Origin of the sequence: Dyella sp. M7H15-1 (assembly GCF_004114615.1) — a bacterium.
In the GTDB taxonomy this organism is placed as follows: domain Bacteria; phylum Pseudomonadota; class Gammaproteobacteria; order Xanthomonadales; family Rhodanobacteraceae; genus Dyella_B.
Genome location: NZ_CP035300.1, coordinates 600,842 through 627,632, shown reverse-complemented (window position 1 = coordinate 627,632; position 26,791 = coordinate 600,842). Strand labels below are relative to the sequence as shown.

General features: G+C 58.1%; 29 protein-coding genes and 1 pseudogene. 15 read left to right on the top strand and 15 right to left on the bottom strand.

The genetic code is table 11. From position 1 onward, the window contains the following. Positions 1-57: 57 nt before the first annotated feature. The 4 genes and pseudogenes from EO087_RS03165 to EO087_RS03150 form a co-directional block, all read right to left on the bottom strand. The gene (locus EO087_RS03165) at positions 58-510 is read right to left on the bottom strand and encodes a hypothetical protein (RefSeq protein WP_128897607.1); all 453 of its coding nucleotides are present in this window, start codon (positions 508-510) and stop codon (positions 58-60) included. Beyond that, positions 510-1,076, bottom strand: coding sequence for a hypothetical protein (locus tag EO087_RS03160; RefSeq protein ID WP_128897606.1), 567 nt, complete (start codon positions 1,074-1,076; stop codon positions 510-512). The genes EO087_RS03165 and EO087_RS03160 overlap by 1 nt, the downstream gene beginning before the upstream one ends. Before the next feature lie 3 nt (positions 1,077-1,079). Then, complete coding sequence (locus EO087_RS03155) at positions 1,080-2,117, bottom strand: transglutaminase family protein (protein WP_164931750.1); 1,038 nt, start codon at positions 2,115-2,117, stop codon at positions 1,080-1,082. A gap of 71 nt (positions 2,118-2,188) precedes the next feature. Further along, positions 2,189-3,331 (bottom strand): annotated as a pseudogene (locus EO087_RS03150) (site-specific integrase). Between the two features lie 108 nt (positions 3,332-3,439). On the opposite strand from EO087_RS03150, the gene EO087_RS03145 reads away from it, so the two are divergent. Together EO087_RS03145 and EO087_RS03140 are read left to right on the top strand one after the other, a co-directional pair. Next, complete coding sequence (locus tag EO087_RS03145; RefSeq protein WP_128897604.1) at positions 3,440-4,267, top strand: DNA-binding protein; 828 nt, start codon at positions 3,440-3,442, stop codon at positions 4,265-4,267. A gap of 35 nt (positions 4,268-4,302) precedes the next feature. Next, positions 4,303-5,078, top strand: a protein-coding gene (locus tag EO087_RS03140) for an IS5 family transposase (RefSeq protein ID WP_240669003.1) whose coding sequence is annotated in 2 segments (ribosomal slippage) — positions 4,303-4,672 and positions 4,672-5,078 — 777 coding nt in all. Because the reading frame shifts where the segments join, the coding sequence is not laid out codon by codon here. Positions 5,079-5,545: 467 nt separating this feature from the next. Here EO087_RS03140 and EO087_RS03130 read toward each other — a convergent pair. The 3 genes from EO087_RS03130 to cmk form a co-directional block, all read right to left on the bottom strand. After that, complete coding sequence (locus EO087_RS03130) at positions 5,546-5,848, bottom strand: integration host factor subunit beta (protein ID WP_128897603.1); 303 nt, start codon at positions 5,846-5,848, stop codon at positions 5,546-5,548. 68 nt (positions 5,849-5,916) lie between these two features. Then, the gene (gene rpsA / locus EO087_RS03125; RefSeq protein ID WP_128897602.1) at positions 5,917-7,590 is read right to left on the bottom strand and encodes a 30S ribosomal protein S1; all 1,674 of its coding nucleotides are present in this window, start codon (positions 7,588-7,590) and stop codon (positions 5,917-5,919) included. 164 nt (positions 7,591-7,754) lie between these two features. Beyond that, positions 7,755-8,435 (bottom strand): (d)CMP kinase, encoded by a 681-nt coding sequence (gene cmk / locus EO087_RS03120; RefSeq protein WP_128897601.1) that lies wholly within the window; start codon positions 8,433-8,435, stop codon positions 7,755-7,757. Positions 8,436-8,543: 108 nt separating this feature from the next. Between cmk and EO087_RS03115 the strand changes: the two genes are divergently transcribed. The 9 genes from EO087_RS03115 (at position 8,544) to EO087_RS03080 (ending at position 15,617) form a co-directional block, all read left to right on the top strand. Further along, on the top strand, positions 8,544-8,801 hold the full coding sequence (locus tag EO087_RS03115) for an acyl-CoA-binding protein (protein ID WP_128897600.1): 258 nt from the start codon (positions 8,544-8,546) through the stop codon (positions 8,799-8,801). Between the two features lie 83 nt (positions 8,802-8,884). Continuing rightward, a complete protein-coding gene (locus EO087_RS03110) occupies positions 8,885-10,903 on the top strand; it encodes an NADPH-dependent 2,4-dienoyl-CoA reductase (protein WP_128897599.1) in 2,019 nt (672 codons plus the stop codon). Positions 10,904-11,046: 143 nt separating this feature from the next. Continuing rightward, a complete protein-coding gene (locus EO087_RS03105; RefSeq protein WP_128897598.1) occupies positions 11,047-11,280 on the top strand; it encodes a type II toxin-antitoxin system Phd/YefM family antitoxin in 234 nt (77 codons plus the stop codon). Continuing rightward, the gene (locus tag EO087_RS03100) at positions 11,277-11,672 is read left to right on the top strand and encodes a type II toxin-antitoxin system VapC family toxin (protein WP_128897597.1); all 396 of its coding nucleotides are present in this window, start codon (positions 11,277-11,279) and stop codon (positions 11,670-11,672) included. Before EO087_RS03105 ends, EO087_RS03100 begins: the two co-directional genes overlap by 4 nt. 21 nt (positions 11,673-11,693) lie before the next feature. Further along, positions 11,694-12,905, top strand: a complete 1,212-nt coding sequence (locus tag EO087_RS03095; RefSeq protein ID WP_205744424.1) for a DEAD/DEAH box helicase family protein — start codon at positions 11,694-11,696, stop codon at positions 12,903-12,905. Further along, on the top strand, positions 12,906-13,169 hold the full coding sequence (locus EO087_RS16360) for a DUF559 domain-containing protein (protein WP_205744423.1): 264 nt from the start codon (positions 12,906-12,908) through the stop codon (positions 13,167-13,169). Between the two features lie 294 nt (positions 13,170-13,463). Then, complete coding sequence (locus tag EO087_RS03090; protein ID WP_128897596.1) at positions 13,464-14,375, top strand: LysR substrate-binding domain-containing protein; 912 nt, start codon at positions 13,464-13,466, stop codon at positions 14,373-14,375. A 63-nt stretch (positions 14,376-14,438) separates the two neighbouring features. After that, complete coding sequence (gene ykgO / locus EO087_RS03085; RefSeq protein WP_008215056.1) at positions 14,439-14,564, top strand: type B 50S ribosomal protein L36; 126 nt, start codon at positions 14,439-14,441, stop codon at positions 14,562-14,564. A gap of 267 nt (positions 14,565-14,831) precedes the next feature. After that, positions 14,832-15,617: a CPBP family intramembrane glutamic endopeptidase gene (locus tag EO087_RS03080; protein WP_164931749.1), complete on the top strand. Its 786-nt coding sequence runs from the start codon at positions 14,832-14,834 to the stop codon at positions 15,615-15,617. A gap of 9 nt (positions 15,618-15,626) precedes the next feature. On the opposite strand, the gene EO087_RS03075 is transcribed toward EO087_RS03080, so the two are convergent. From EO087_RS03075 to EO087_RS03045, 7 genes are all read right to left on the bottom strand, one after another. Further along, positions 15,627-17,159, bottom strand: coding sequence for a glycosyltransferase family 39 protein (locus EO087_RS03075; RefSeq protein WP_164931748.1), 1,533 nt, complete (start codon positions 17,157-17,159; stop codon positions 15,627-15,629). 243 nt (positions 17,160-17,402) lie between these two features. Continuing rightward, positions 17,403-17,705: a DUF962 domain-containing protein gene (locus tag EO087_RS03070; protein WP_128897593.1), complete on the bottom strand. Its 303-nt coding sequence runs from the start codon at positions 17,703-17,705 to the stop codon at positions 17,403-17,405. A gap of 212 nt (positions 17,706-17,917) precedes the next feature. Then, positions 17,918-18,976, bottom strand: a complete 1,059-nt coding sequence (locus tag EO087_RS03065) for an NADH:flavin oxidoreductase/NADH oxidase (protein ID WP_128897592.1) — start codon at positions 18,974-18,976, stop codon at positions 17,918-17,920. 51 nt (positions 18,977-19,027) lie between these two features. Then, on the bottom strand, positions 19,028-19,891 hold the full coding sequence (locus tag EO087_RS03060) for an alpha/beta fold hydrolase (protein ID WP_240669115.1): 864 nt from the start codon (positions 19,889-19,891) through the stop codon (positions 19,028-19,030). A 145-nt stretch (positions 19,892-20,036) separates the two neighbouring features. Then, the gene (locus EO087_RS03055; protein WP_128897590.1) at positions 20,037-20,249 is read right to left on the bottom strand and encodes a cold-shock protein; all 213 of its coding nucleotides are present in this window, start codon (positions 20,247-20,249) and stop codon (positions 20,037-20,039) included. Between the two features lie 293 nt (positions 20,250-20,542). Continuing rightward, positions 20,543-20,755 carry a cold-shock protein gene (locus EO087_RS03050; RefSeq protein ID WP_128897589.1) on the bottom strand — a complete coding sequence of 71 codons (213 nt, stop codon included), beginning with the start codon at positions 20,753-20,755 and terminating at the stop codon, positions 20,543-20,545. Positions 20,756-21,028: 273 nt separating this feature from the next. Further along, a complete protein-coding gene (locus tag EO087_RS03045) occupies positions 21,029-21,238 on the bottom strand; it encodes a cold-shock protein (protein ID WP_090450316.1) in 210 nt (69 codons plus the stop codon). Between the two features lie 281 nt (positions 21,239-21,519). Here EO087_RS03045 and EO087_RS03040 point away from each other — a divergent pair, with 281 nt between their 5' ends. Then, complete coding sequence (locus EO087_RS03040) at positions 21,520-21,966, top strand: hypothetical protein (protein WP_128897588.1); 447 nt, start codon at positions 21,520-21,522, stop codon at positions 21,964-21,966. Here EO087_RS03040 and EO087_RS03035 read toward each other — a convergent pair. Next, complete coding sequence (locus EO087_RS03035) at positions 21,925-23,184, bottom strand: crosslink repair DNA glycosylase YcaQ family protein (RefSeq protein WP_240669114.1); 1,260 nt, start codon at positions 23,182-23,184, stop codon at positions 21,925-21,927. The genes EO087_RS03040 and EO087_RS03035 overlap by 42 nt on opposite strands. Positions 23,185-23,349: 165 nt before the next feature. On the opposite strand from EO087_RS03035, the gene EO087_RS03030 reads away from it, so the two are divergent. From EO087_RS03030 to dacB, 3 genes are all read left to right on the top strand, one after another. Next, positions 23,350-23,691 carry a hypothetical protein gene (locus tag EO087_RS03030; protein ID WP_128897587.1) on the top strand — a complete coding sequence of 114 codons (342 nt, stop codon included), beginning with the start codon at positions 23,350-23,352 and terminating at the stop codon, positions 23,689-23,691. Positions 23,692-23,830: 139 nt separating this feature from the next. Beyond that, positions 23,831-24,916 (top strand): phospholipase A, encoded by a 1,086-nt coding sequence (locus tag EO087_RS03025; protein WP_128897586.1) that lies wholly within the window; start codon positions 23,831-23,833, stop codon positions 24,914-24,916. A 208-nt stretch (positions 24,917-25,124) separates the two neighbouring features. Continuing rightward, the gene (dacB, locus tag EO087_RS03020) at positions 25,125-26,681 is read left to right on the top strand and encodes a D-alanyl-D-alanine carboxypeptidase/D-alanyl-D-alanine-endopeptidase (protein WP_128897585.1); all 1,557 of its coding nucleotides are present in this window, start codon (positions 25,125-25,127) and stop codon (positions 26,679-26,681) included. Positions 26,682-26,791 lie beyond the last annotated feature (110 nt).

Here is a 26,791-nt window from a genome sequence, read left to right as displayed (position 1 = left end):
CGAGCAGGAAACGATAGCTTTGATGACCTTGCTCATAGGCGTGCAGGCTCTGTTGCGTCAGTTCAGCCCGCAACGTACGAGGGCGTGGCCCACTTTGTCGAGCAAGGCGAGATTGATCGCACCGCTATCGGCCTGAACTGTGATCAGAATTTGGTCCTGGAAGGGCTTGGGTCCCATGCTGACCGTGCCCACGCCATACGCATACAACCTCACGTTGCCAGTGCCGTCCGCCTTGGGCGCCTGCCCTTGCAAAACGATCGCAGTTGGCAAGGTGGTACCAAATGGGTTCTTGATGCCGGGTGGCAGCTCCGGATGGCGCCCGATCAAGATGCTCACCGTGGCGGCGCCTTGCTTGGCCGTTCCCGACGCGGCATCCAGGCCATCAGTTATGTGGTAGTGCACGCCATGGACAGGCGTTGCACAAACATCAAAGATCTTACTGAACACGACAGGTGCTGCCGACGCGGCGCTGGTCGTCAAAAACAATGAGGTGATCAGGGCAGCTTTCATCAGTGCTCGTGCGTAATGATGTTGACGGGCGAGTTGATGATCGACGTGATGTCATCCCCAGTGACCGTCGGCGTGGTCGTGATGTCGTCCATGATTTGGTTCGTCCCCGGATGATCGCCCAGGCCCATCAAATGGCCGGCTTCATGTGCGTAGTCCAAACCGCACGTGCGCGTCGGTTTGGCGAACCACTTGCCACTCATCGCATCGCCATACACGCGAGAAAGCCCGAGCGCATCGCTCTGACCCGGGTCGATTTGAATGGTGTTGACGGGGGTGGTCAGCGTCGAACCGTTCACGACGGTCGTTTGCACGTTGTATTGCCCAAACTGTCCATTCCAGGCGTCGGTGATCGCCCCGGCCATGGCCTGTTGCTGATCCCAGGTGCCGCCCTGAAACACGATGGGCAGCACGATGGTAATGTTGTTGCCGCTGACATTGACGTAAGCAACTTTACCCGATGGGTCAACGTAAGTCAGTGGATTGCCTTTCGCATAACTTGCGTTGGCTTGGTGGCTAGATATGGATGCTGCTAGCGCCAGCAGTGCCAAAGTTGTCTGCTTAACCATGATTCAACCTCCGTTTTCGGCTGTTTTAGCCTTCTGAATGGCTTGCATGTATTCCGCATCCTGTTTCGCACTGCGTCGGTGCCAGCCCATGGCTTGTAGCTGATCGGCGATCTTGAAATAGCCGTCCATCAAGGCGCGGTAATCCGCCTGCTGGGCAGGGCTCAACTGGCGTGGATCGGGATACTTGCTGCGGTATTGAATCGTCACCTGCTTGTCGTAGGCCAACGCCTTCATCATCAAGGCCCCCACATCTTTGGGGTCGTAACTTAGGGCTAAATCGGCCATGGCCATGATCTGCTCAGGTGTGCGGCGCTTGGCGTAATCCTCCAGGAACGGCGTCGCCATGGCCACCACCGCCTCCCGCATGGACAACGGGCGCAGATACAGCCCATTCTCGACGGCTGTCTGCGTGATCTGGAATCGCTGCATGTACTCCTGATCAGTCAGCGTGCTGCCGCTCGTGGCCTCAATGTTTTTCCATTGCCCGTCATCCAGCTTCACCTTGACCAGTAGGTGATTGGGCGCGGTTGCCAAAGTTACCTGCAGCCCGATTCGTTGCGCCAAGATCGCAAAGAAAATCGGCATCGACACGCAATTACCTCGCCGTGTAGCAAGGTAATTGGAAAGCATCGTGGTATGCACATCTTTGCCGAAGGGGTCGTCAAAGTTGTAATCAAACTTCTTGCCGTCGTTCCAAGGACCCGGCACGTAGATGGTGGTGTAAATCGCCATCACCTTTGCCCAAGTCGTAGCGCCCGCAGGGATGCGGTTCCGCACGCGATCGGCCCAATGGTCAACCGCTTTTAACTCCGCCGCTTGGTCCACAGATGGATCGATCAGATGATCGAGCGTGATCTCGGCCTTCGCCAGATCGATGCGATCATCTTGCTGCCAAAGGATGGCGCGCAATACCTGCATGTCTGCGTCTGGCTGGGGAATAATTGTTCCAGGGGTCTGAGGCGCCGTCCGCGCAGCGCCATACACGGGGAGAAAAGCCCCCGTGACGATTATGATGCCCAGTGCAATGATCCAATGACGCATCCTGCCTCCCCGTTCCAAGTGCCTGATGTTAATTTGCTTTCGTTGTGTCTGGCAACCGACCATAGCTGCGCTCAAGGTCGCGGCACGCTGTTGTTCTGAGCCGGTGGCGTGGACGATTCGGGCGACGGATTTAGGATGCCATCGTCGAGCAAGCGTGCCGCAGGGTTATCAGTCACACCGCCGGCCTGAAAGTATCCGATCACGCTGCCCACGGCGCGGTGCTCAGTCATCGCCATGAGCGCCGGCAAAGCGATGCCCTGGCGGCCACCCTCGGTGACAAAACCTGAGCGTAGGCTGTGTCCCCCAAAGTCCCCCTCCAGTCCCGCCATCGCCGCACGGCGTTGCACAATGGCGGCGACCGAGGCGGGCGAAAGTCCACCGCCGACGCGGTGCCGCCACAACCGACGGAAAATCGGACCCTCGGTGAGCTGAGCGGCCGCGAGCCAGACGGCCAGCGCATCGGCCGCCGGACCCAAGAGGGGCTTGTCCGGGGTCGAGGTGGCACTCGGCCCGGCCTGCTGGGTCTTGCTGTGCCCCAAGTGGTACACGAACGCCCGATCACCCACCTGACGTAAATCCGCCATGTCAGCAGCAGCCACTTCACTGCGCCGGCGCCCGCCGCTGGCGAACGCGAACAGCAGCAAGGCGCGATCGCGCAAACCGACCAAGGAGCTGTCGCAGGTGGTCAGCATGGCCGCCAACTCGATTTGGGTAATGGCGGTCTTCTTGGTAGGGCGTTCGCCGCGCTTGACCGCCGCGCGCCGGGCGCGTGCGATCAGGTGGCGGACGGCCGGTTGCTCGCATGGGTTGGCGACAAGTTGCGCCTGATGAGCTTTGGACAACACCGCGAGGCGATGGCTGATCGTGGTGAGTTTGAGCGGCCCCAACTGTTGTTTAAGGCCCGCCTCGACCAAGGCGGCATCGAGCGCCGAGGGCAACTCCCAGGCGAGCGCCGTCTCGCCGCGCCGGGCCAAGTGGTCGACGATGAACTGGATCACCACGGCTTCGGGCAGCGGCAGCGCAAATGGCTAGCCGTAGCGGCCCTGATACCAGGCCGCGCAGTAGCGCAACGCACTCGCGTAGCTGCGCGTGGTATTCGCCGAGGCGACCTCGGCCAGGATTTCCCGCACGGCCGCAGCCGCTTCCTCGGCCAGTTGCTCCGGCGCGGGGATAGGAGGCACGGCGGGAAGCCGCAAATCGCTGTTTCGTTTCATATGTAATATGTACTATGCATAACGATTTGAATTGCGTACTTGCGATAACGATCCCTTATCGCTTGTATAGCACCAAACCCGCCTCCGCCGCACATAGGAAAGCCCGTCATGACCAAAGGCATCACCGAAGCCCAGGTTCACACCGCCGCCGATGCCCTGGTCGCTGCTGGCGAGCGGCCTACCGTGGAACGGATCCGCGCGCACCTCGGTACCGGCTCACCGAATACGGTCACGCGGTTGCTGGACTTCTGGTGGCAAGCGCTCGGCGCGCGCTTGACTGCGCACCAAGCGATAGCGACGATCCCCGACGCGCCGGCTGAGATCGCAGCACTGGCGGGACAATGGTGGGCGTGGGCCTGGCAGCAGGCCCGCGAAACCGTGCAGGCCGAAGTCGCCGGCGAACGCGCGCAACTGGCCAGCGATCGAGCTGCGCTTGATCGCGAGCGGGAGGCCCTTCAACAGAAAGAAGTGCGCCAACAGCAGCTGCTTGCCCAGGCGCAACAAGCTGAAACGGCCATGGCAGCACGTCTGGCTGATATTCAACGCCTGGTCGAGCAGCAGGCGGCGCAACTCGTCGATCTAACGCAGCAGCGCGAGGCACTGGAAACGCGGAACGAACGGCTGGAAGCCGAATTCCTCAACGTGACTACGCGTCTCCAGGCGCAAGAAACGACGGCGGCCGCGGAGCGCGAGACCCTGACACAGCAACTGCGCGCAACGGAAGATCACGGTCATGCCGAAGTGGATCGCGCTCGCCAGGAGAGCAAGGGGCTGCGCACCCGGCTGGCCGCGATGGAGAAGGAGCGCACCACCGAACGGGAGCGGCATCAGCACGAACTCGTAACCCTCCGTACCAGTCTGACCACGGCGCAGCAGGACGTGGCCGCTTACCGGGCTCGCGTTGAGACGCTAGAGCCTGTCGTCATGAGGTGTTGAAATATGGTTAACTACCCGCCATCGAATCTTGCTGGATGGAATCCTCTGTGACTGCGGCCTATCGACGCCATGACATCTCCGATGAAAAATGGGGTTTGCTTGAACCCCATTTGCCGGGTCAAGCGGGCCGATGGGGGCGTGTAGCCAAAGATAATCGGCAATTCATCAACGCAGTGTTCTGGATACTTCGCACCGGAGCGCCGTGGCGAGATTTACCACCCGAGTACGGCGATTGGAAGAATACCCATCGGCGCTTTTGTCGCTGGCGCGATAACGGCACATGGGAAGGTCTGTTGGAACGTGTGATGGATGAGCCGGACTTTGAGTGGCTGATGATCGATGCCAGTCACTGCAAGGTTCATCCTCATGCAGCGGGAGCTCGTGGCGGCAATCAGGGCATAGGTCTCACAAAAGGGGGCGCAACACCAAGATACATTTGGCCGTGGATGCGCATGGTATGCCAGTCCGAATTCTTGTTACAGAGGGTACCCGGGCAGATTGTTCGCAGGCCGCGGAACTGATCAAAGACATTCCTGCTGAGCATCTCATGGCCGACAAAGGTTATGACAGTGATGCCATTGTTGAGCAGGCTCATGAGCAAGGCATGCAGGCGCATATTCCGCCACGTAAAAACCGAAAAGAGCCGCGCGACTACGACACGTACCTGTATCGTCATCGCCACCTGGTTGAGAATGCGTTTTTGTACCTGAAACAGTGGCGTGGTGTGGCGACACGCTACGCGAAGAATCTGTCCTCTTTCCTTGCCGCTGTGCAAATTCGCTGCCTCGTCATGTGGCTCAGAATCTTATGACGACATGCTCTAGAACGCCAGTGGGCCACGTTAGGGGACTTGCCGGCCATTCTCCGGGCCCAGGGACCAGTAACGAAGGCCAAGCGTGCGGGTCCGGTGAAGAAGGCCACGAAATCAGCCCGACCTCGCGCTCGTTCCTCGCGTTGACCGCCAAGTTTCAGTCCAGCCGTTTCGGCCTGCCGCCAAAACCGAAGTGTCACTATTTGCAGCAAAATTATCGCGGGCTATCGCCAATGAGCGCGAATGAGGGTCTCAAAAAGGGGTAACAGCAACTCTTTGATTGTAAAGCTATTCGTCAAAACGACGTACAGCTTTTTCTAATACAGTCAAAGTGATGTAGAAGGTCGCGAAGCGTTACTTTTTGCACCTAAATCAAGGTAACACCAGTCCCGAGTCCCGAAAAAAAGAAAGGCAAGACCAACCCTAAGCCACCTGCCTGTCGGATAACCGTGTTGAAGCGATGAAGATCAGTCTTCCCGCATTTCCATCAGATGCATGTTGACGCGTTCGCGCAGCTCCTTGCCGGGCTTGAAATGCGGAACATGCTTGCCAGGCAACGCAACCGCATCGCCAGTCTTGGGATTGCGGCCCATGCGCGGAGGCCGGTAATGCAGGGCAAAGCTGCCAAAGCCGCGAACCTCAATACGCTCACCGCTGGCCAGGGCCTGGCTCATCTGCTCGATGACGTTCTTGACCGCCAGCTCGACGTCGCCAAACGCAAGATGGGTTTGACGCCTGGCCAGCGCCTCAATCAGCTCGGATTTGGTCATGGGTCCCCAATGTCCGTGACGTGGAACGAATCGGGGCGGTGCAACACCGCCCCGATGCAGGCACTACATTACTCGGTTTTGTTGAGCTGCTGCTTGAGCAGATCACCAAGCTTGGTCGTGCCACTCGACGCGGACGAGTATTCGGCCATGGCGTCTTGCAGCTCTTCCTCGTCCTTGGCGCGAATCGACAGCGAGAGCTGGCGACCCTTACGGTCCATACCGGTGAACTTGGCTTCGACCTTGTCGCCCACCTTCAGATGCTGAGTAGCATCGTCGATGCGATCCTTGGCGATGTCGCTAGCGCGCAGGTAACCTTCGACGCCGTCGCCCAAGTCGATCACCGCGCCCTTGGCATCCACTTCCTTCACGGTACCGTTGACGATGGCGCCGCGTGGATGCACTGCCATGAAGTGACCGAACGGATCCTGCTCCATCTGCTTGATGCCGAGCGAAATGCGCTCACGCTCTGGATCCACGGCCAGCACCACAGCCTCGATTTCGTCGCCCTTCTTGAAGTTGCGCACAAGGTCTTCGCCAGAAACCTGCCAGGAGATGTCGGACAGGTGAACCAGACCATCGATGCCGCCGTCCAGGCCGATGAAGATACCGAAGTCGGTGATCGACTTGATCTGTCCGGACACCTTGTCATTCTTCTTGTGCATTGCTGCAAAAGCTTCCCACGGGTTCGATCGGGTCTGCTTGATACCCAGCGAGATGCGACGACGCTCTTCATCCACGTCCAGCACCATCACTTCGGTCTCATCGCCAACCTGCACGACCTTGGCCGGATTGACATTTTTGTTGGTCCAATCCATTTCGGAAACGTGAACCAGACCTTCGACGCCCGGTTCGATCTCAACAAAGCAGCCGTAATCAGTGACGTTGGAAACTTTGCCGAACAAACGGCTGCCGACCGGGTAGCGACGTGAGATGGCGACCCATGGGTCGTCGCCCAGCTGCTTCAGACCCAACGATACGCGGTTGCGCTCGCGGTCGTACTTCAGCACGCGCACATCGAGCTCATCGCCCACATTGACCACTTCGGACGGATGACGCACGCGCTTCCACGCCATGTCGGTGATGTGCAGCAGGCCGTCGATGCCGCCCAGGTCCACGAACGCGCCGTAGTCGGTGAGGTTCTTGACCGTGCCCTTCACCACCGCGCCTTCGGTCAGGCGTTCCAGCAGCTTCTCGCGCTCCTCGGAGAATTCGGTCTCGACGACAGCACGGCGGCTGACCACGACATTGTTGCGCTTGCGGTCCAGCTTGATGATCTTGAATTCGAGGGCCTTGCCTTCCAGGTACACCGGATCGCGCACCGGACGCACATCGACCAGCGAGCCCGGCAGGAACGCGCGGACATCCTTGATGTCGACGGTGAAGCCGCCCTTGACCTTGCCGGAGATCATGCCGGTGATGGTCTCTTCCTTGTCGAAGGCCTGCTCGAGGTCGTCCCACACCATGGAACGCTTGGCCTTCTCGCGGGAGAGCTTGGTCTCGCCGAAACCGTCTTCCAGGGCGTCGAGGGCAACCTTCACCTCATCGCCTACCTGCACTTCCAACTCACCCTTCTCGTCTTTGAACTGCTCGATCGGGACGATGCCTTCGCTCTTGAGGCCCGCGTTGATCACAACGACATCGTTGCGAATTTCCACCACGATGCCAGTGACGATGGCGCCCGGCTTCAGTTTGGAGATGGCCTGTTGGCTCTGTTCAAACAGCTCGGCAAAACTTTCAGTCATGTTGATTCCGTAAATTAAGAAAAGGCCCTTGACCCATCGCGTGTCGTCGGATGTTTGCGCTTGGGCAGGCCCACCGGTTGTGGGTGTTGCGGGATCGCTCCCTGGCACCGTTGACCCCAAACTCCATGCCGCGACATGAAGCACCAAAGCCGCCGCAAACCGGGTTACGGCTTTACGACGGCCAAAACTTTAGCGACCACGTCTTCGATCCCCATGCCGGTGGTATCGACCAGCACTGCATCGGCGGCGGGCTTGAGCGGTGCGACAGCTCGCAAGGCATCGCGGGCATCACGCGCTTCAATTTCGCTCTGAAGGGTTGAAAGTGTAACGCTTAGTCCCTTTTCCTTCAACTGCTTATAGCGCCTTTTCGCCCTTTCGGCGGCGCTGGCAGTCAGGAATACCTTGAACGCTGCATCCGGGAAGATCACCGTGCCCATGTCCCGCCCGTCCGCCACCAGGCCAGGCGGCTTGCGGAAACTTAATTGCAGGTCTACCAAGGCCTTGCGGACGGAAGGCACTGACGCAATCGCGGACGCTGCCGCTCCCGCCGTCTCGGTCCGTAACTCGTCGGTTGCATCACGACCATTGACGATGACCCGCGTTTCGCCATCATTAGGCGCCGCTCGGAACTGGATCCGGGTGGTTTCAGCACAACGGGTGACTGCCTCGGCGTCGGACAGATCTAGTCCGGCGGCCCCGGCTGCATAGCCCAGCGCGCGATACAACGCACCGGAGTCCAACAATCGCCAACCCAAGTGCTCAGCAACGAGCCGGCTGATGGTGCCTTTGCCTGATCCGGATGGTCCGTCGATGGTGAGTACAGGCGCAGGCGGACGTGTTTGCATGGACTGATCTGATGGCACGGGAAGTGCCTAGCTTAACGTGTATACAGGGGTTCCAAGCGCATGCTCTCCAGCTCTCAACCGATCACTTTTCCGTACCAGCCATCAGCCATGAATGATCTTCAACGCGAGTTCGAGCAAGCCGCTGCAGACATCAAGCAACTGCACGAACGCCCCGACAATGACACTCTGCTGAGGCTTTATGCACTCTACAGACAAGGTATGGATGGCGACGTCCGTGGCTGCGATCCGGGCTTCTTCGACTTCATCGGCACCGCCAAAAAGGAGGCCTGGACGTTGCTCAAAGGCATGTCCCAGGATGACGCCAAGCGGCAATACATCTCACTGGTACGACAATTGCTGAGTTGAGCGTCGCACCTGCTGCAACGGGACCACTTGCGCCCAGGATGTATAGCAGGCACATTCATACGATCGTTTGAAGACGGTTCCGTATGAATTACCCACACCTGTTCGCCCCGCTTTTGCTGGGCCATGTGACTCTGCCCAACCGCATCCTGATGGGCTCGATGCACACCGGGCTGGAGGACAAGGCAGCCGATTTTGACAAGCTGGCTATCTATTTCGCCGAGCGCGCTCGTGGCGGCGTCGGCCTGATGGTGACCGGCGGCATCGCTCCGAGCATCGAAGGCTGGCTCAAGCCTTTCGGCGGTCGACTGACCCTGCCCTGGCACAAGCCACGGCACCGCAAGATCACCCAAGCCGTGCATGCCGAAGGTGGCCGTATCTGCATGCAGATCCTGCATGCAGGACGTTACGGTTATCACCCGCTGTCGGTAGCGCCGTCGAAAATCAAATCGCCGATTACACCATTTACGCCACGAGCACTTGGCACACGTGGTGTCGAACGTACCATCAACGACTTCGCCCGCTGCGCTCGGCTTGCGCAAGATGCCGGTTACGACGGTGTCGAAGTGATGGGCTCGGAAGGCTATCTAATCAACCAGTTCATCGCTGTGCGCACCAATCATCGCAACGACGCTTGGGGTGGCGATGCGGAACGGCGCATGCGCTTCCCGATCGAAATCGTGCGCCGCATGCGTGCTGCAGTCGGTCCCGACTTCATCATCATCTATCGCCTGTCGATGCTCGACCTCGTTGAAGGTGGACAGGACTGGCAGGAAATCGTGACACTGGCCAAGGCCATTGAAGCCGCTGGCGCCAGCATCATCAACACCGGTATAGGTTGGCATGAAGCACGCGTGCCCACCATCGTTACCAGCGTGCCGCGTGCAGGCTTCGCGTGGGTAACGAAGAAGCTGAAAGGCGAAGTATCGATTCCGTTGATCACCACCAATCGCATCAATATGCCAGAAGTGGCCGAGCAGATTCTTGCCAGCGGTGAAGCCGACATGATTTCGATGGCGCGGCCACTGCTCGCCGACCCGGACTGGGCGGTAAAAGCAAAAAACGACCGCAGCGAGCGCATCAATACATGCATCGCCTGCAACCAGGCGTGCCTCGATCATGTATTTCAGAACCAGCGAGCAAGTTGCATGGTGAATCCGCGCGCTTGCCATGAAACCGAACTGCAGATTACGCAGACAGAAGTACGTAAACGCATTGCCGTGGTTGGCGCGGGGCCCGCAGGCCTGGCATGCGCGACAACGCTTGCCGAACGTGGTCACGATGTCACGCTGTTCGATGGCGCCAACGACATCGGTGGCCAATTCAACTACGCCAAGCGCATCCCTGGCAAGGAAGAATTCCACGAGACTCTGCGCTATTTTCGCAACCGTCTTGCCGACGTCGGTGTGCGTATGCGTCTGGGCGAACGGGCAGACGCCCATTCCATCACGGCGGCGAACTTCGATGAAGTGGTCGTCGCCACCGGCATCACACCCCGTAAAGTGAGCTTCCCCGGCAGCAACGATCCGCGCGTATTGAGCTATCTAGACATCCTTGCGCACAACAAACGGGTGGGTCATCGCGTAGCGATCATCGGTGCCGGCGGCATTGGCTTCGATGTCGCCGAATTCCTGATCGAAAACACCCCCTCGCCCACCACCGATGTAGAACGTTGGACACGCGAGTGGGGGGTCGACATGCAGCTTGAGCAACGCGGCGGACTCAAATCACCGCAGCCCGAACCACCAACGCGACAAGTATGGCTCTTGCAGCGTAGCAAAGGGCGTCCTGGCGCACGCCTGAACAAAACCACCGGCTGGGTACATCGCACCACACTGAAGAACAAACAAGTGACCATGCTCGGCGGCGTGAGCTATGAGCGCTTCGACGATGAAGGCCTGCATATCACGGTGGACGGCAAAACCCAGGTGCTGCCGGTGGAGCATGTCATCGTATGTGCCGGACAGGAGCCGAACCGCAGCTTGGCCGATACCTTGATGGCGCAAGGGCAAAAAGTGCATGTGATCGGTGGCGCCGATGTGGCGGCTGAGCTGGACGCCAAGCGGGCGATTGCACAAGGAACACGGCTGGCTTCGACCTTGTAGTGTAGAATGAAATTCAAGTAGTGACATGAACTTACAGCACTAATCTAAGCATTTCTATCAACCCCTTCCTCACATGGTGACTTGCCCAGCCTCCCGGACTTTCCTACGATAATGACCATGGTCAAATGACTATGGGAGGTGCCATGGAAGATCATCAGGTTTCCAAGTCTGAATTCAAGGCAAGAGCGCTGGAATACTTCCGGCAGATTGAGGCATCCGGCGAACGCATGATCGTGACTGATCACGGCAAGCCGACGCTGGAGATCCGACCCTATCGCAGGGTTGAACACAATCCGCTCGATGTGCTACGTGGCTCTGTTGTCCGCTATCTCGATCCCACGGCACCGATTAATGCGACGTGGGAAGCAGCGCAGTGATCGTTCTCGATACCCACGCCCTCGTGTGGTGGGCGAATGGTGACGATGCTCTGAGCACCAATGCCAAAAAAGCTATTGAAGATGAGCTCGACGCCGATCAGATCGTGATTTCGGCCATTTCAGCATGGGAAATCGCCATGCTCGTGGAGCGCGAAAGACTCGTGCTGTCGATGGACGTCAGCAACTGGCTTAACACCTTGGCGCAAATCGAAGCCGTTCGCGTCCTTCCCGTCGATATCGAAATTGGCGTGAAATCCGTAAATTTGCCAGGCGAATTCCATAACGATCCAGCTGATCGCATGATTGTGGCGACGGCACGCAAGCTTGCTGCTCCACTCGTGACATGCGACGAAAAGATTCGCAACTATAAACACGTAAAGACGATCTGGTGACAGGACGATCAGGACATTGACATGGCCGCAACGAGCTTCAAGACCGAAAACAACACGTTCCGCAAATTGATAGGTGGCCGCAAGAAATTCACCGGGATATTGGATGTCGCGTTGATCCAGAGCCTGGTTCGCAAGGGCGTGGTCGACGATCGAGTCGGTGACTATGGCCACATCATTGTCGATGAATGCCATCACTTGCCGGCTGCCAGTTTCGAGCAGGTCCTTCGCCGTGCTAACGCTAAATACATCACCGGACTGACCGCGACGGTCGCCCGCAAAGACGGCCACCATCCCATTCTGTTCATGCAATGCGGCCCCATCCGACATCGCGTGGATGCCAAGAAACAGGCAGCGATCAGACCCTTCGAGCACTTCGTCTACGTCCGTCCCACAGCATTTCGCCCGATGCGTGAACCCGATCCCGACACACGCATCGCGTTCCAAGGCGTGTGTACCGACTTGATCAACAACGAAGCGCGCAATGCGCTGATTTGCGGTGAGGTCATTGAAGCCATGAAGGAGGGGCGCTCGCCCGTCGTGTTGACGGAACGCAAGGATCATTTGGACCGATTGGCATCCCTGCTTTCGCGTGAGGTACCTCATCTGATCATCCTGAAGGGTGGAGCAACACGCAAGGAGCGCGTGGCTGTTGCGGTGCGTCTGACCGAGGTTCCGGTGAATGAGCCGCGGGTCCTGCTTGCCACCGGGCGATATATCGGTGAAGGATTCGACGATGCGAGACTGGATACGCTTTTCCTGACCATGCCCGTTTCATGGCGAGGAACGATCGCGCAATATGTCGGTCGCCTGCATCGTCTCTTCGATGGAAAACACGAGGTCCGTGTCTACGACTATGCTGATCTCAACCTGCCTGTGCTGAGCCGAATGTTTGATCGGCGTTGCCGCGGATATGAAGCGGTCGGATACAAAATACTGCTTCCCGCCAGCGCCATTCCCGGCTGGCCAGCTGAGGTTTCATTGCCAATCAACCCGATCTGGAAACAAGATTACGCCGCCAGCGTTCGGCGACTTATCCGGGACGGTGTGGATGCACCCCTTGGTCATCTTTTTGCGCATATGGCGAAAGCCTTCGCGCCCCATGCCGAAGGCGCCGAGCGGGCGCGCAGCGCTACCGAGGCATTCCTCTTCCGCAGATTGGAAACATTGCAGCTCACCGCTGGACGCTTCCGGCTCAACGTGGAGCTGTCGATTCCCTTTGATGGATGGGGGTAAATGGAAGTGGATCTGTTGTGCGCCGACGCCAAGCTCGCTATCGAGCTTGATGGCGCTCAGCATCTTGGCGACGCCGACGCATACCGGCGAGACCGGAGAAAGGACCAACTGCTGCAGGAGAACGGCTATTTTGTGCTGCGCTTCCTTGCCGAAGATGTAGGAAAGCGGCTCGATCAAGTACTTGACGCCATTGAAAGAACCCTTGTTTCCCGTAGCAGTATGAAGGGGTACAGACTCCTGCATTGCCAATGCTTCCAAACGTAGACCCGTTCCAATGGGAGGAATCGGAGCATGGCTAAACACTACTTCGGGCCGGATGATCGTCTTCACTTCGACTTGCGCAGGAACTTGCGCAGACAAAAAAGAAGCGCCCCGCCAACGACGCGTCGGTATTGGCTCTGGGGAGGGAGACCGAGATACCACGGGGGTAGCGTCGCTGCGGGGCGAGGGTCAGCGGCACTCAGGGGAGGGGGTCAGTGCCGCGACAGTCATATAATATGATCGACGCGATACAGAATCAAATATATATTTGAGGCCCCATTTATACGAAAGTCATATATGTTTGATTTTCGCCAACTCCGCTACTTCATCGCCGTGGCTGAAGAACTGAGCTTTACCCGGGCCGCGCAGCGACTACACCTGTCCCAACCTCCGCTTTCCCAGCAAATTCAGGCCCTGGAGCATGATCTCGGCATCTGCCTGCTGAAACGTGACAAGCGCAATGTGACTTTGACAGAGCCGGGCAAACTATTCCTCGAGCATGCGCGACAGATCCTGGCCATGGCTGACGACACACGCATCCAGGTCGCCGAAGCCGCGGCTGGATACAGCGGACACTTGCGGCTGGCCTATACGGTTTCGGTCTCGTTCCATCCCGCCCTGCCCAAGATTTTGATCAGCATGGGCCAGAACGCGCCCAATGTCAGGATCTGGCTGAGCGAGATGTATACCCAACCCCAGTTCGCCGCCATTCGCCTGGGACAGATCGATGCTGGCCTAGTGCGCGACATGCCCAGCCATGAAGATGACGCCTACGCCCTGCGGATGGACGTAATCGATCGCGAACCACTGTTGCTCGCCCTGCCTGAAGACCATCGCCTAGCCGGCCGCGAACAACTGGAACTCGTCGAAGTGGCTGGCGAACCGTTCGTGATCCAGCCGCGCGAGCTGGCCGCGACGCTCTATGATCGACTGGTCCAACTGGCGGCCAAGGCCGGCTTCCATCCCGTGGTACGCCAGCAGGCTCAACAGCTCAACGGCCTGCTGGCATTGGTCGCAGCTGGCATTGGTTTGGCCCTTGTACCGGCGAGCATGCAGGTCGTCAAGCTGGCTGGCGTAAGCTATGTGCCGTTGGCCGATCCGGACGCCTATCTGCTGCTGGCCGTCGCCAGCCGCGCCGACGGTCCTATGCCGGTGGTGTCTCAGTTCCTCGAAACGGTGGCAGCCGCCAAAACATTTATGGGCTTGTGATAAGAGACTCAAATCGTTATAGTTGTATGCTTTCTTTGATTCTTTTCGTTCTAGGAGCCTGCCGTGAAGGTGCTTTCCTCTTTGAAGTCCGCCAAGCAGCGGCACCGTGACTGCAAGGTTGTGCGCCGTCGCGGCAAAGTATTCGTGATCTGCAAGAGCAACCCGCGCTTCAAGGCACGCCAGCGTTGATCGCTATTGCAAATACCTAAAAAAAGCCGCTACAAAGCGGCTTTTTTTATGGGTGTGCCAAACATGGTGCCGTGACTGGCGCTGTTTGTCTCGCTCGCTCCGGTAATCAAAATTACCTTCTTCGATACAAAACGCTCCTCATCGATACCATCCGTCGGCAATCATGCAATACAGAAGCAATCAACCCGATTCGGAGGTAACTTGCGAGCCGCAGCGCCACAAGAAAAGATGCAAACATCAACTTGCCATAAGGGGAACCTCGTGGACATGCATCGGTATCTCGGCCTGGCACAGGATGTGTTTGCCGTCGCGTTGGTATTTGGCTTTCCCTTGATCAACCTGCCGACCATGCAGCGCTTGAAGCAATTCAGCAGCAGCACCGCACGGCTTGCTCTTTATCGCCGAAGTGTTCTTACAACGTGGACCTTCACTGTCGCAGCTTTAATGCTCGCTCCACTGCGCACGCTGCGGGTCGTACCTCATCAGCCCAGCGACCTGCCCTGGCGAGATGGCCATTCGCTAGGCCAGGCGGCCGTGAGCGCGCTGATCGCTATGCTCTTTGCGTGGATACTGTGGCCAAGCATCCAATGCCTGTTCCGCAAAGACATGCGCAAAACCTATCTGAAAGCCTACCAAGCCTCTTTCATCCGCTTCATGTTGCCGGTTTCCAGATCCGAACGCCTGTGGTGGGTGTTGCTAAGCATCACCGCTGGTGTGTGCGAGGAACTGCTATGTCGCGGTTTCTTGCTTCACTATTTGCGCGGACATCTTGCGGATGGACCCAGCCTCAGTCTGATGCTTGCCTGGCTGCTCAGCTCCATGGCTTTCGGTCTCGGGCATATCTACCAAGGCAGGCGCGGGGTGATCGAAACGACAGCGGCTGGCTTGGTCTTCGGCATGCTCGCCATCCTTTCCGGAGGCCTAGCCCTGCCGATCCTGATGCATATCCTGATTGATCTGCGGATCCTGCTGATCTACAACCCCGCCGAGGATGACCCGGCGGATGCCGCCGCGCTGATCAACGGCTTTCATCCGCATTCGCGTTACTTGTGAGACACCACACTAGTTTGGTGCAGGCTCATCCGGCGCCGGGAACATCAAAATGGTGATTTCCTTGCCCTGGGGAATCTCCACTGCCGGCGCGCCGAGTGCCGCCATGCGATTCTTGAACTCCGCCAGTTCTTCACGTTCGCCCAAGGCCGAGCGGCCGTTCACGGCCCAGATCCGACCACCCTGTTTCCAGCGCGCCACAGCCTGATCGAGCTGCGAAGTTACCAGGGCATTGGCTTCGATCGGTGTGCCGTGTTTTGGCTGCAACACCGTGAGCATAGTCGGTGCATTCGGATCGGCTGTGAAGACTGTGTCGCCGGGACGCACATTGGCGGCCAGCGTGGCGGCGGCCATATCCCAGCGCGGCTTGGTTTCCACCCGGTAGACCGGCCCCAGGTTGACCACCCCCATCAAGAACAAGGCTGTCATCGCAACCGGCAAAGCACGCCTTGGCAATAGCGCAGCGCCTAGCCCAACTAGTACGAAGAACGGCGCCGCGCTCCACAGAATGTAGCGCGGTAGCAGCATCGATTTGAACAACGAGATGGCGAGGATCAACAACGGCAGCACCATCACGCCTAGCAGCAACACTTGTCCTTCCAGTCGCCGGCGCATCCGGAACAAACCTGCACACCCAGCTAAGGCCACCACTGCTCCAAGCATCGGCACCGCCGTGTGCAACAGGTCGAACTTCACCACCGCCGTCATGCGCATCAGGTAGACGCTGCCGGCAACCACCCACAGATGCTGCAAGCTCATCTCTGGGATCCAGTCGAAATTTTGCATCATGTGGCCACCGCTAGTCACCAGGATCGCCGCATAGAAAGGCACGCAACAAGCAATAATCACAGCAATGCTGAGCAGCCAATTGCGTCGGAACGCCACACTCAGATCCGGCGATGACTCCAGCCACAGGCCACGCCAGATCAGCCATAGCGAAAGGTTGGAAGCGATCAGCCAGGGAGCGGCATCACCCAGCACATCCAACGCGGCGATGGTTGCAAACACATAAGTTGCCCAGCCCCAGCGCTCCGAGTCAGCATGACGAATATCAAGCGCGGCGCGCGCGGGGTTCTGTGCCAAACGGAGCAATCCCCATAACGCAATCGTGATCAGCAAGGTCACCAGCGTGTAAGAACGTGCTTCCTGCCCGTATTGCACCTGCAGCGGCGACAAGGCCATCAGCAACCCTGCCACCATGCCTGCACCGCGCCCCCCTATACGACGCGCCATGGCAAAGACCACACCTGTCGACATGGCACCAAACAAAGCTGAAGGAACCCGCAGCCAGGCATCGCTACTGCCAAACTGGGAAATGAACTGCAACAGCAGGAAATAGGTAGGCATGTGCCGATTGGTAAAGCTATCGGCAATCAGGCCATTCAAGTCAAGGTGAATGCGTTGTGAGGTCAAGGCTTCGTCAAGCCAGAACGGCTGATGATCGATGCGAAACAAACGCACGATCAGGCCAAGCAGCAGGATCCCCGCCATCCAGGCGATGTCGCCTGCCGGCCATGCTTCATTCCTCGCTGACTGTTTACGCATGGTCGCCATACAGCACTCAAGCGATGACGATCATGGTAGCGACACCGTTTGCTCGAGCCGCATGGGAGTGAGTGTGATTCACAGATATAACCGTCCGGCGATCGATCTCGCAGGGGATGGGAAATCTAACGCGAAGCTCATGGATTGGTTGTCAGGCATTTGTGACAAGTTAGTGTGCGTTCAGTCGAAACCGGCGTTCGTGGTGACTTGCAGCTTATTCAGCCCTGTTCGAGACCTACGCCATCAGATTTTCACCTTGCCGCGCAATACGTCCCAATACATCACCCAATCGCCCATCAGGCTGTAAAGCGGATGACGAAACGTGGCCGGTTTGTTTTTCTCGAAAACAAAGTGGCCTATCCAGGCAAAACCATAGCCCGCAACAGGTGCCAGCCATAACCAAGCCAGATTTCCTGACGTTAGTGCGAACAGTACGATCAGCAGCACCAGCGAGCTGCCGATGAAATGCAGGCGGCGACAACGCCGGTCGCGATGTTCGTTGAGGTAGTAGGGATAGAAATCGTGAAAGTTGGCAAAAGCGGACATAGTGGTATCCCTTGCATGATGGATCCAATGCTCCGAACTTAAGGACGACCCAGTCGCCGAAGATTCTCTGTCCGTCATTCCAGCGAAAGCTGGAATCCAGTGCCTTCGTGCTAAAAGTCGCTGGGATGACGATACGCTCCGAAATAGCACCGACATGAACCTTAAGTTTGGAGCACCCAGATCACCACGCCTTCGATCACATGAGACGATCCTTACCAAGCTCGCTGATATTGCTCCGGCGCGTGCATGCTTGCACCTAGCTCCTGCGCAGCACGATGTGGAAAATACGGGTCGCGCAAACTGGCTCGGGCAATCAGCACCACATCCGCCGCGCCGCCCGCAATGATGCCGTCCGCTTGAGCCGGTTCGGTGATCAAACCGACTGCCCCTGTGGCTATGCTTGCTTCCTGCCGGATACGCGCTGCGAAAGGCACCTGATAGCCGGACCCAACCGGAATCTTCACGTGCGGCACCAAGCCACCGCTGGAAACATCGACCAGATCCACACCCCAAGCGCCCAGCTCGCCGGCAAGGCGCACGCTCTCGTCGATACTCCAGCCGCCATCGGCCCAGTCGGTCGCGGAAATACGCAGCCACAACGGCAACTCTACCGGCCACACCTCGCGCACGGCGGCAATCACCTCGCGTACAAGGCGTGTGCGATGTTCGAAACCTCCGCCGTACTCATCATGGCGATGGTTGCTCAATGGCGACAGGAATTGATGCAACAGATAACCATGTGCGCCGTGCAATTCGATCAGTTTGAATCCCGCCTGCTGAGCACGTAGGGCGGCTGCACGGAAATCCGCAATTACTTTGCGTATGCCTTCGGCATCCAGCGCCTGCGGCATGTGCCAGTGCGCGTCAAAAGGAATCGCCGAAGGCGCCACCGTCCGCCACGCGCCCTGATCGGCACCCAATGAACCACCGCCTTCCCAAGGACGGAATACACTCGCCTTACGCCCGGCGTGCCCGAGCTGCACGCCGGCAACAGCACCCTGCGCTTCGATAAATGCGGCGATAGGGCGCCACGCTTCTCGTTGCGCATCGTTCCAGATGCCAGTGTCGTATGCCGAAATACGCCCTTCCGGCGACACCGCTGTCGCCTCGGCAATGACCGCGCCGGCACCACCCACCGCGCGACTGCCCAAATGCGTGAAATGCCAATGATTCGGCACCCCATCCACAGCCGAGTACTGGCACATTGGCGATATCACGATGCGATTGCGCAAGGTGACGCTACGCTGCGAATAAGGTTCGAACAGTTTCATGATTGCGTTGCCATAGGTGAAGCCACGCACATGGTGGCAAACCGCCTACGATCAAGTCCGCCCGACACCGCCCGAGGAAATGATGACAGAACTATCCATCCATTCGACCAATTGTGCTGCAAGCGAATCCGGTACTTTCATCCAGGTGAAATGATCGGCGCGCTGCCCGGCCAACTGTTCCGGTGTTACCACGCCGACTTGCCTGGGTGCCTGTGGCATCAACCCCAGCAACCATTCCAGCGAACCAAATGGCACCATCCAATCATCACGCAAGCGCAAGGCCAGCACCGGCTGCTTTACCGCAGCCATTTGCCTGGCGAAATCCACCGCCATGCCATCGGCGGCGTAACGGCCCGTACGCCCGCTGCGCGACCAGTCGGAGGTGACGCCGCGCGCTTCGTTGCCGCCGAAACCGATCCTGCGTCCCGGCAAATGCCCTATCAGTTGCGCAAGTGGCGCGGCCAATACATACGCCCAGAGAATCCATGCGCCGTGCGGAAAGCGTCGCCAATACGGCGCGCCACTGGCAATCAAGACTAGTCCGGCAAAGGCATCCTGATGAAGGCTTGCGTATAGGCACGACAACTGGCCGCCGAGGCTGTGCCCGCCGACCCAGAGTTTCGCCCGCGGCCAACGCGCACGTGTTTCTTCAATACCGGCCGGTAGATCCGCTTCGAGCAATTCGCGGTAACCCCAGTTGCCACGTCGTCCAGCGCGACGATCGCTGGACCCCATGCCGCGCCATTCGTGCAAGGCGACAGCAATACCGTGCGCGGCAAAGGCTTCGGCCATTGGCAAGTAATGCTTGGCAGGCACACCCATCGCTGGCAGCCAATAGAGCACGTGCCGTGGATAGTCGGCGGGTTGCACAAGGATCAATTCGCTGCGTGCGCCATCAAGGGCAACGACCGGCACGATGATGCTGGAGGCCGCATGGGTTACGGGGAATGTGAGGGATACTGACATCAAAGCAGATTAACCAATGAAAGGTTCGCTGCAAAAGGGCAAATACAAAAAGGCCGGCATTCGCCGGCCTTTTCATCTATTCATAAAGCGCAGTTCAACCTGGAACTACTTCATCCGCCTGCAGGCCTTTCTGGCCCTGTACCACCTTGAAGCTCACTTTCTGCCCTTCTTTCAGGCTCTTGAAACCGTTGCCCTGGATTGCCCGGAAATGCACAAAGACGTCAGGTCCATTGCTACGGCTGATAAAGCCGAAACCCTTGGCGTCGTTGAACCACTTGACGGTGCCTTCTTCGCGTTGATCCGACATAACTCACTCCGCTAAAACGTTTGACTCTGAGACCAGTCGACCCACCCGAGCCGACGGCTTACTGGGTATGCCTAGATCGAGTGGAGCGTTGCGGGACACGACCGCATTGCGGACACGCGTATTACCGAGCAGACACAGTGAATACAGCATAGTGATTTTCGTAAAACGATATGTGATGAAATTTTCACGTTTAAAACCACCGTCGATAATCGCTGCCAAATGCTTCAGAAAATAAAAAAGCCGGGCATTTAGTCCGGCTTTTTAAATCGATTCAAAGCGATTTATTCTAGCAATTAACTGGCCTGAACTTCATCGGCCTGCTGACCCTTCTGGCCCTGCACCACCTTGAAGCTGACCTTCTGGCCTTCCTGCAGGCTCTTGAAGCCATTGCCCTGGATGGCGCGGAAATGCACGAAGAGATCGGCTGAGCCGTCTTCGGGCGAGATGAACCCGAAACCCTTCGCATCGTTGAACCACTTGACTGTACCGTGCTTGCGATCTGACATGATGTACTCCATCTGTTCCAGCGTTTGACTCTAAGACCCATCGACCCGACCGGGCCAACGGCATACTGGGGATGCTGGGGATCAGGTGAGGTGACACGGACGAATCACGCCGTTTACGCACGTTACCAAGCAAACACAGTGCAGAGAGCATAATGAATTGAGCCCATCGAGGTGTGATTGAGGCTTCACATCCCGCGGGTGAACCGACTTTCAAAAACAAAACAAAAGCCGGGCTCGAAAGCCCGGCTTTTCCGATTTCGGTTATTCAGGCAATCAGGCAGCCTGGACTTCATCGGCCTGCAGACCCTTCTGGCCCTGCACTACCTTGAAGCTGACCTTCTGGCCTTCCTGCAGGCTCTTGAAGCCGTTGCCCTGAATCGCGCGGAAGTGCACGAAAACATCCGGGCCATTGTCGCGGCTGATGAAGCCGAAACCCTTGGCATCGTTGAACCACTTGACGGTACCGATCTGACGATCAGACATGAAACACACTCCAAAACTAGGTTTTTCAAAACTAAAGAGACTCAACCACCACAATGGTGGCCGACTTACTGGTGTGCGAAGGAAAACCCTAGGAGGGTGAGCGATGAGGCAGATCGTAATCGGCTGCATCGGGTCACATGACTCTGGTGACCCCGGCAAACACAGTCCGTCCATTATAACCGCAAATGCATCGGCAACGCGAATAGGCATTCAGGCATGGAAAAGCTTCTTGTCCCACACGCTATGCTAAATGTCATCCATTCGTGAAAGGCGATACATCCATGACATGGGGTAACCAAGCAGGTTTCTTTCAACCCGCTTACGCTCGAGGGCTATTCTGGCTCTCACTGGGGCTGCTGGGCGGTTGCAGCCATGCCGCCCGCCAAGCCACGCCAACGCTACTGACCACGCCACAAACCATAGATATTGGCGTTCCTGCCTGCAATGCCTACCTGAACCGCTATCTGGCCTGCCATCGCGCCGCGAATATCTTTCCAGCCGACGAGCTCGAAAGCCATTACCAGGCCATGCTGTCCAGCCTGCAGCAGAGCGCGGCCGATCCCAAGGTGCGCCCTTACCTGCCAGCGCGTTGCGTCGGCCTGCGGCAAGAACTCGACGCTGCCGTACAGGACCGTTCCTGTACGGCCCCCGCCACCGGCACCCCACCCCAAACTGGCCAACCGGCGTCAATCGCACCAGTACGCACGCAAAACGGAGGCGACCGCTGACGGCCTGCAACGTCCCAACCGGATCTTTGGTGTGCCATGCCACACCGCCGTGGTGACAATGGCCTGGGCCACTTCGTCGAGCATGCGTTGCGAAGGTTTGATGTCCTCTTCAAGGAAAAGCCCCTTCACTTCGAACACGCCTTCTGCACGATGAGCCTTGGCATCGAGCCGTCCAACCAGGCGACCACGATGCAGTACAGGCAGAACGTAGTAGCCGTACTTGCGCTTGGTCGCAGGTAGATAACACTCAATGCTGTAATCGAAGTCGAACATCTCGCGCAGGCGTGTACGATCCCAGACCAACGGATCGAACGGTGACAGCAGCGCGGTATGCGTAGCGCGCAAGCGGCCTTGGCGAGCCTTCGCCAACCACTCCGCATGATCGGAATGGACATAGGCCGGAATATCCCATCCTGCGATCTGCACGCCGAGCAATGCACCTTGGGCCACACACAACGCCAGCTCGCGATCGGTCACCGCGGGTTTCAAGCGAAAATAATCGGCAATCCAGCGCGCTGGCGTGATACCCAGCGCACGCACACTGTCGAGAATGAAATGTTTGCGCAGTTCTGCCGGTTGCATGCCAAGCACAGCCGCATCAAACGGTGGATCGAGTTTGGCCAGCACACGTTCGGCAAGGTCATACACGCGCTGGAAACGCTCACGCCGAGTCACCATCAATTCACCGGATGAAAACCAGGCTTCCAGCCAGCGCTTTTCCGGCTTCCATTTCCACCAGCCGGAAACACCACGATCGGTGCGTTCGAAATCCGATGCACGCACCGCACCGCTAACACGCACGCGTTCCAGCAGCGCATGCATTTCCTGCATGCTCGCATCCTTGGCACGTGCCGCATGCCTGCCCGCCCAGTGGTTACTCTCATATTGGGCCCTCCATGCGCGGTGCAGGCCAACATCACTCGCCGTGACAAAACACGCCTCATGCGCCCAACATTCGGCAATGCGACCGGCTTCAAGCGCCTCTTCCAACCAAACTTGCGGATATTCGCCCAGGCGCGCGTGCAGGACCAGATAAGGACTGCGGGCAACGACATGAATGCTGTCGATCTGCAACAGGCACATGCGCTGAATGGCCTCCAACAAATCATCGCGCCGCGCCCGCCGCCGCGGCGGTTGCAACAAACCTTGTGCGGCAAGTTGCAGCGCACGCGCCTGCGTGAGCGCTATCGGCTTGGTGTCAGATGAAGATTCGCTCAACGGATAGTCGCCTTTACGAAATCGTTACCGTTTGGTTGTGCTGACATTTATCACGCCCTTGCTACAGTGCTTACAAGCTTGACAAGGCGAGACCATCCTCGGCCATGAACTCCTGGCACAGGACACGGTCGGATATGTCGAGTGTTCCTGCACGGAGCGACGAAGATGAAACATCACACCCCACTTCTTGTTTCCCTGATCAGCGCCAGCATGCTTTTTACCAGCGCAGTTCTTGCGCAGCAATCAATGCAGTCCCCCAGCGGCTCCAACAACAGCGTAACGTTCAATTCGGCACAAGGACAGGTCACTATCCATTCCAAACTGGGTCCGACGCCATCCACAGCTTCACCACCCTCGTTTGAGCAGCTTTCCGGTGGCAGCAAAGTCATCAGCGAGAGCGCCGCGAATGCCTACCCACCCCTGGCCAACGATTTCAAGTACGCCGCAGATGGTGGCAACAGCATCACTAAAGCGCAATACGAACGCTGGGTGAGCAAGCTCAACTAAGCAACAGCAAGGACGCTTGATCAACAGCGTCATTCATGCCGGCTGTCACCTTTTTGATGGCCGGTTTTTTTATTTTCTACACGCAAGGTAGTTAGACTTGGTCTGAACGCGCCGGGGAACGGCGTCCTGGAGAAGCGTCATGAAGCAATGGTTTAGCTGCCTACTGGTGGGCACATGTGCATCTTTGGCCCATGCAGCCACCTATGCCCAGAACGTAAACCCCATGGACATTCGGGCCTGCACCGCCATCGAAAGCGATTCGCAACGGCTTGCCTGCTATGACAAGGCTACCGGGCGCAACGAGCTGCCAGTGGCGCAAAAACGCACCGAACCGGTGACGGCCTCCTCCAATGTGTTCTCGCACGAACAATCGGTGGCAAGAGGACCCGACAACGGTACTTCGCCAGCACCGCTTTCACTGCTCGACAGTCGCTGGGAATTGTCCCCTGAAAGCAAGCTAGGCACGTTCAATCTGCGCGGCTATAAGCCGATCTACGTGCTACCGGTGTTTGCTACCAGCAACCAGAACAATCTTCCCTACAGCCCCAATCCCGTCAATGCCGTGCATACGCCGCTAGGGATGCAGGATGTCGAAGGCAAGTTCCAGCTCAGCCTGAAGACCAAGATCTGGCAAGGCGTGTTCGGCGATGTTGGTGACCTGTGGGTAGGTTATACCCAGGACTCCTACTGGCAGGTCTACAACTCAAAACTGTCACGCCCGTTCCGCGAGACCGATTACGAACCCGAAGCGATGCTGGTGTTCAACACCCACTACCAGGTGTTTGGCTGGAATGGACGATTGCTCAGCATTGGTGTCGATCATCAGTCCAACGGCCAGTCCGATCCGCTTTCGCGTAGCTGGAATCGCGTGATGGCACAGATCGGTTTCGAGCGCGCCAATTGGACGATCATGTTCCGTCCATGGTGGCGCATCCCCGAGCAGGCCGCGGATGACAACAATCCGGACATCACCCATTACATCGGACGTGCCGACGTGCAGATCATCCACGAATGGAATGGCCAGGAATTCGGCCTGCTGCTACGCGATTCGCTACGCGGCGGCAGCCAACAACACGGTGCCGGACGGTTGACCTGGAGTTTCCCGCTGGTCGGCAACCTGCGTGGCTATATGGAGCTATTCAAGGGATACGGCGAAAGCATCATCGACTACAACCACAACGCGACGTACCTGGGTGTAGGTATTTCGTTGCTGGATTGGTACTGATGTCAATAAAGCCATACACGCTTGCTGCCAGTGAGTATTTTCAGCATCAACCGCAAATCGTTGCGGTAAAAAATCAGTAGTGATGATCACCCGGACCATGCACATGGCCACGCGCAGCATAAGCCTAGCTTGGCTGAGCCTGTGCATACGCGAGGCGTGGGTGATATGAACTACCGCGCGTCGTGGCGGTTCGGCAATACTAGAGGCCATGAATGCTGTCTCATCGCGATATCTGGCGTGGATCGGTGCAGCATGCATGCTGTGGAATGTTCTCGCGCATGCACAAGCTGCTTCGACCTATGCACCGGCCACCACCGTCAACACCACCGCGCAACAGCTCGCCGCGGCGATCGACGCACAGATCAGTGACCCGCGCTTCGCTTCGTCAAGCTGGGGCATCGCCGTCACGTCGTTGGATACCGGCCGCACGCTGTATGCGCACGAAGCCGAGCGGCTGTTGCAGCCAGCCTCCACGGCCAAGTTGTACACCGCCGCGCTGCTGCTCGATACGCTCGGTACCGATTACCGCATCCCTACCCAATTGCTCGCCACCCACCCGATTTCGGGCGGGTATCTGGAAGGACCGCTGATCCTGCACGGTATGGGTGATCCCACCCTGGGCACCCCAGGCACCAACACTGACTGGGCCGATCAGCTCGCCACGCAATTGGCTGCCAACGAGGTACGCGATGTGCACGGCGACGTGATTGCGGATGACAGTTACTTTAGTGGCCCCTCAGTCGGTTCCGGATGGGAAGCGCGTGACTTGCAAAGCTGGTTCGCTGTACCTTCGTCGGCGCTGAGCGTGCAGGAAAACGTCGTCAACCTCACGGTGACACCATCGGCGTCGCCCGGTCGCCCCGCGTCACTGCTGTTCGATCCACCGGGTGCGATGACGCGTGTCGTCAACACCGTGACCACCAGCGCACAGCACACGCGCAGCGACATCAACCTCTATCGCGCGCCCGGCGACAGCACGCTGTATGCGTTCGGTAATATCGCTGCGCGAAGCAATCCGCAAACCTTCAAGCTGGCCATCGCCGATCCGGCAAGATTCGCCGGTACCCTGCTGCGCGAGGCGCTGGTGCGGCATGGCATTCGCGTCGAAGGCCAAGTGCGTACGGTGCACTGGCCCGAGCAAAACGCCATCGACATGGATAAAGCAGTCGTCGTTGCCCAGGTTTTGTCGCCGCCGTTGATGGAGGTGCTGACCCGCGGCTTGAAGCGTTCACAGAATCTCTACCTGCAGAACCTGCTGCAAATTGCCGGCGTGAAGGCGCAGGCCAGCGCCTCGCAAGGCGGCGATCCACCATCCGGCTTCCTCAGTTCTGAAGCATGGGGCATACGCGCCATGCATGAGTTGCTGGAGCATATCGGCATTGCTCCCACTGACAGCCGGATCGAGGAAGGTGCCGGGCTGTCACGCCAGAACCTGGCCACGCCCAACGCGATGGTGCGCCTGCTCACTTATCTTGCCAGCCAGCCTTATGGTGCGCAGTTCCGCGACGCACTGCCCAACGCCGGCGTGGATGGCACGCTGGAATGGCGCATGCGCAACACGCCTGCAATGGACAACGTACACGCCAAGACCGGAAGCATGAATGATGTGCGCTGCCTGGTTGGCTACGTGACGACGGTATCCGGCGAGCGGCTGGCGTTTGCGATCATGCTCAACAACTTTGTGCGTGTGGGCGATGAGCCAAGCCCCAGCCGCAATCTGGATGCGATTGCGGAGTTACTGGCAGGGTTTCAGGGGCATAGTTGACGCCTGTGGTGAATCGACGCCGTTCGCCTTAACGTCCATCTTCCAGCGTCATTGACCAGCTTCGCTGGTCAATGACGCTAGGTTGATCCACTTCTTAAAAGGCAACACTA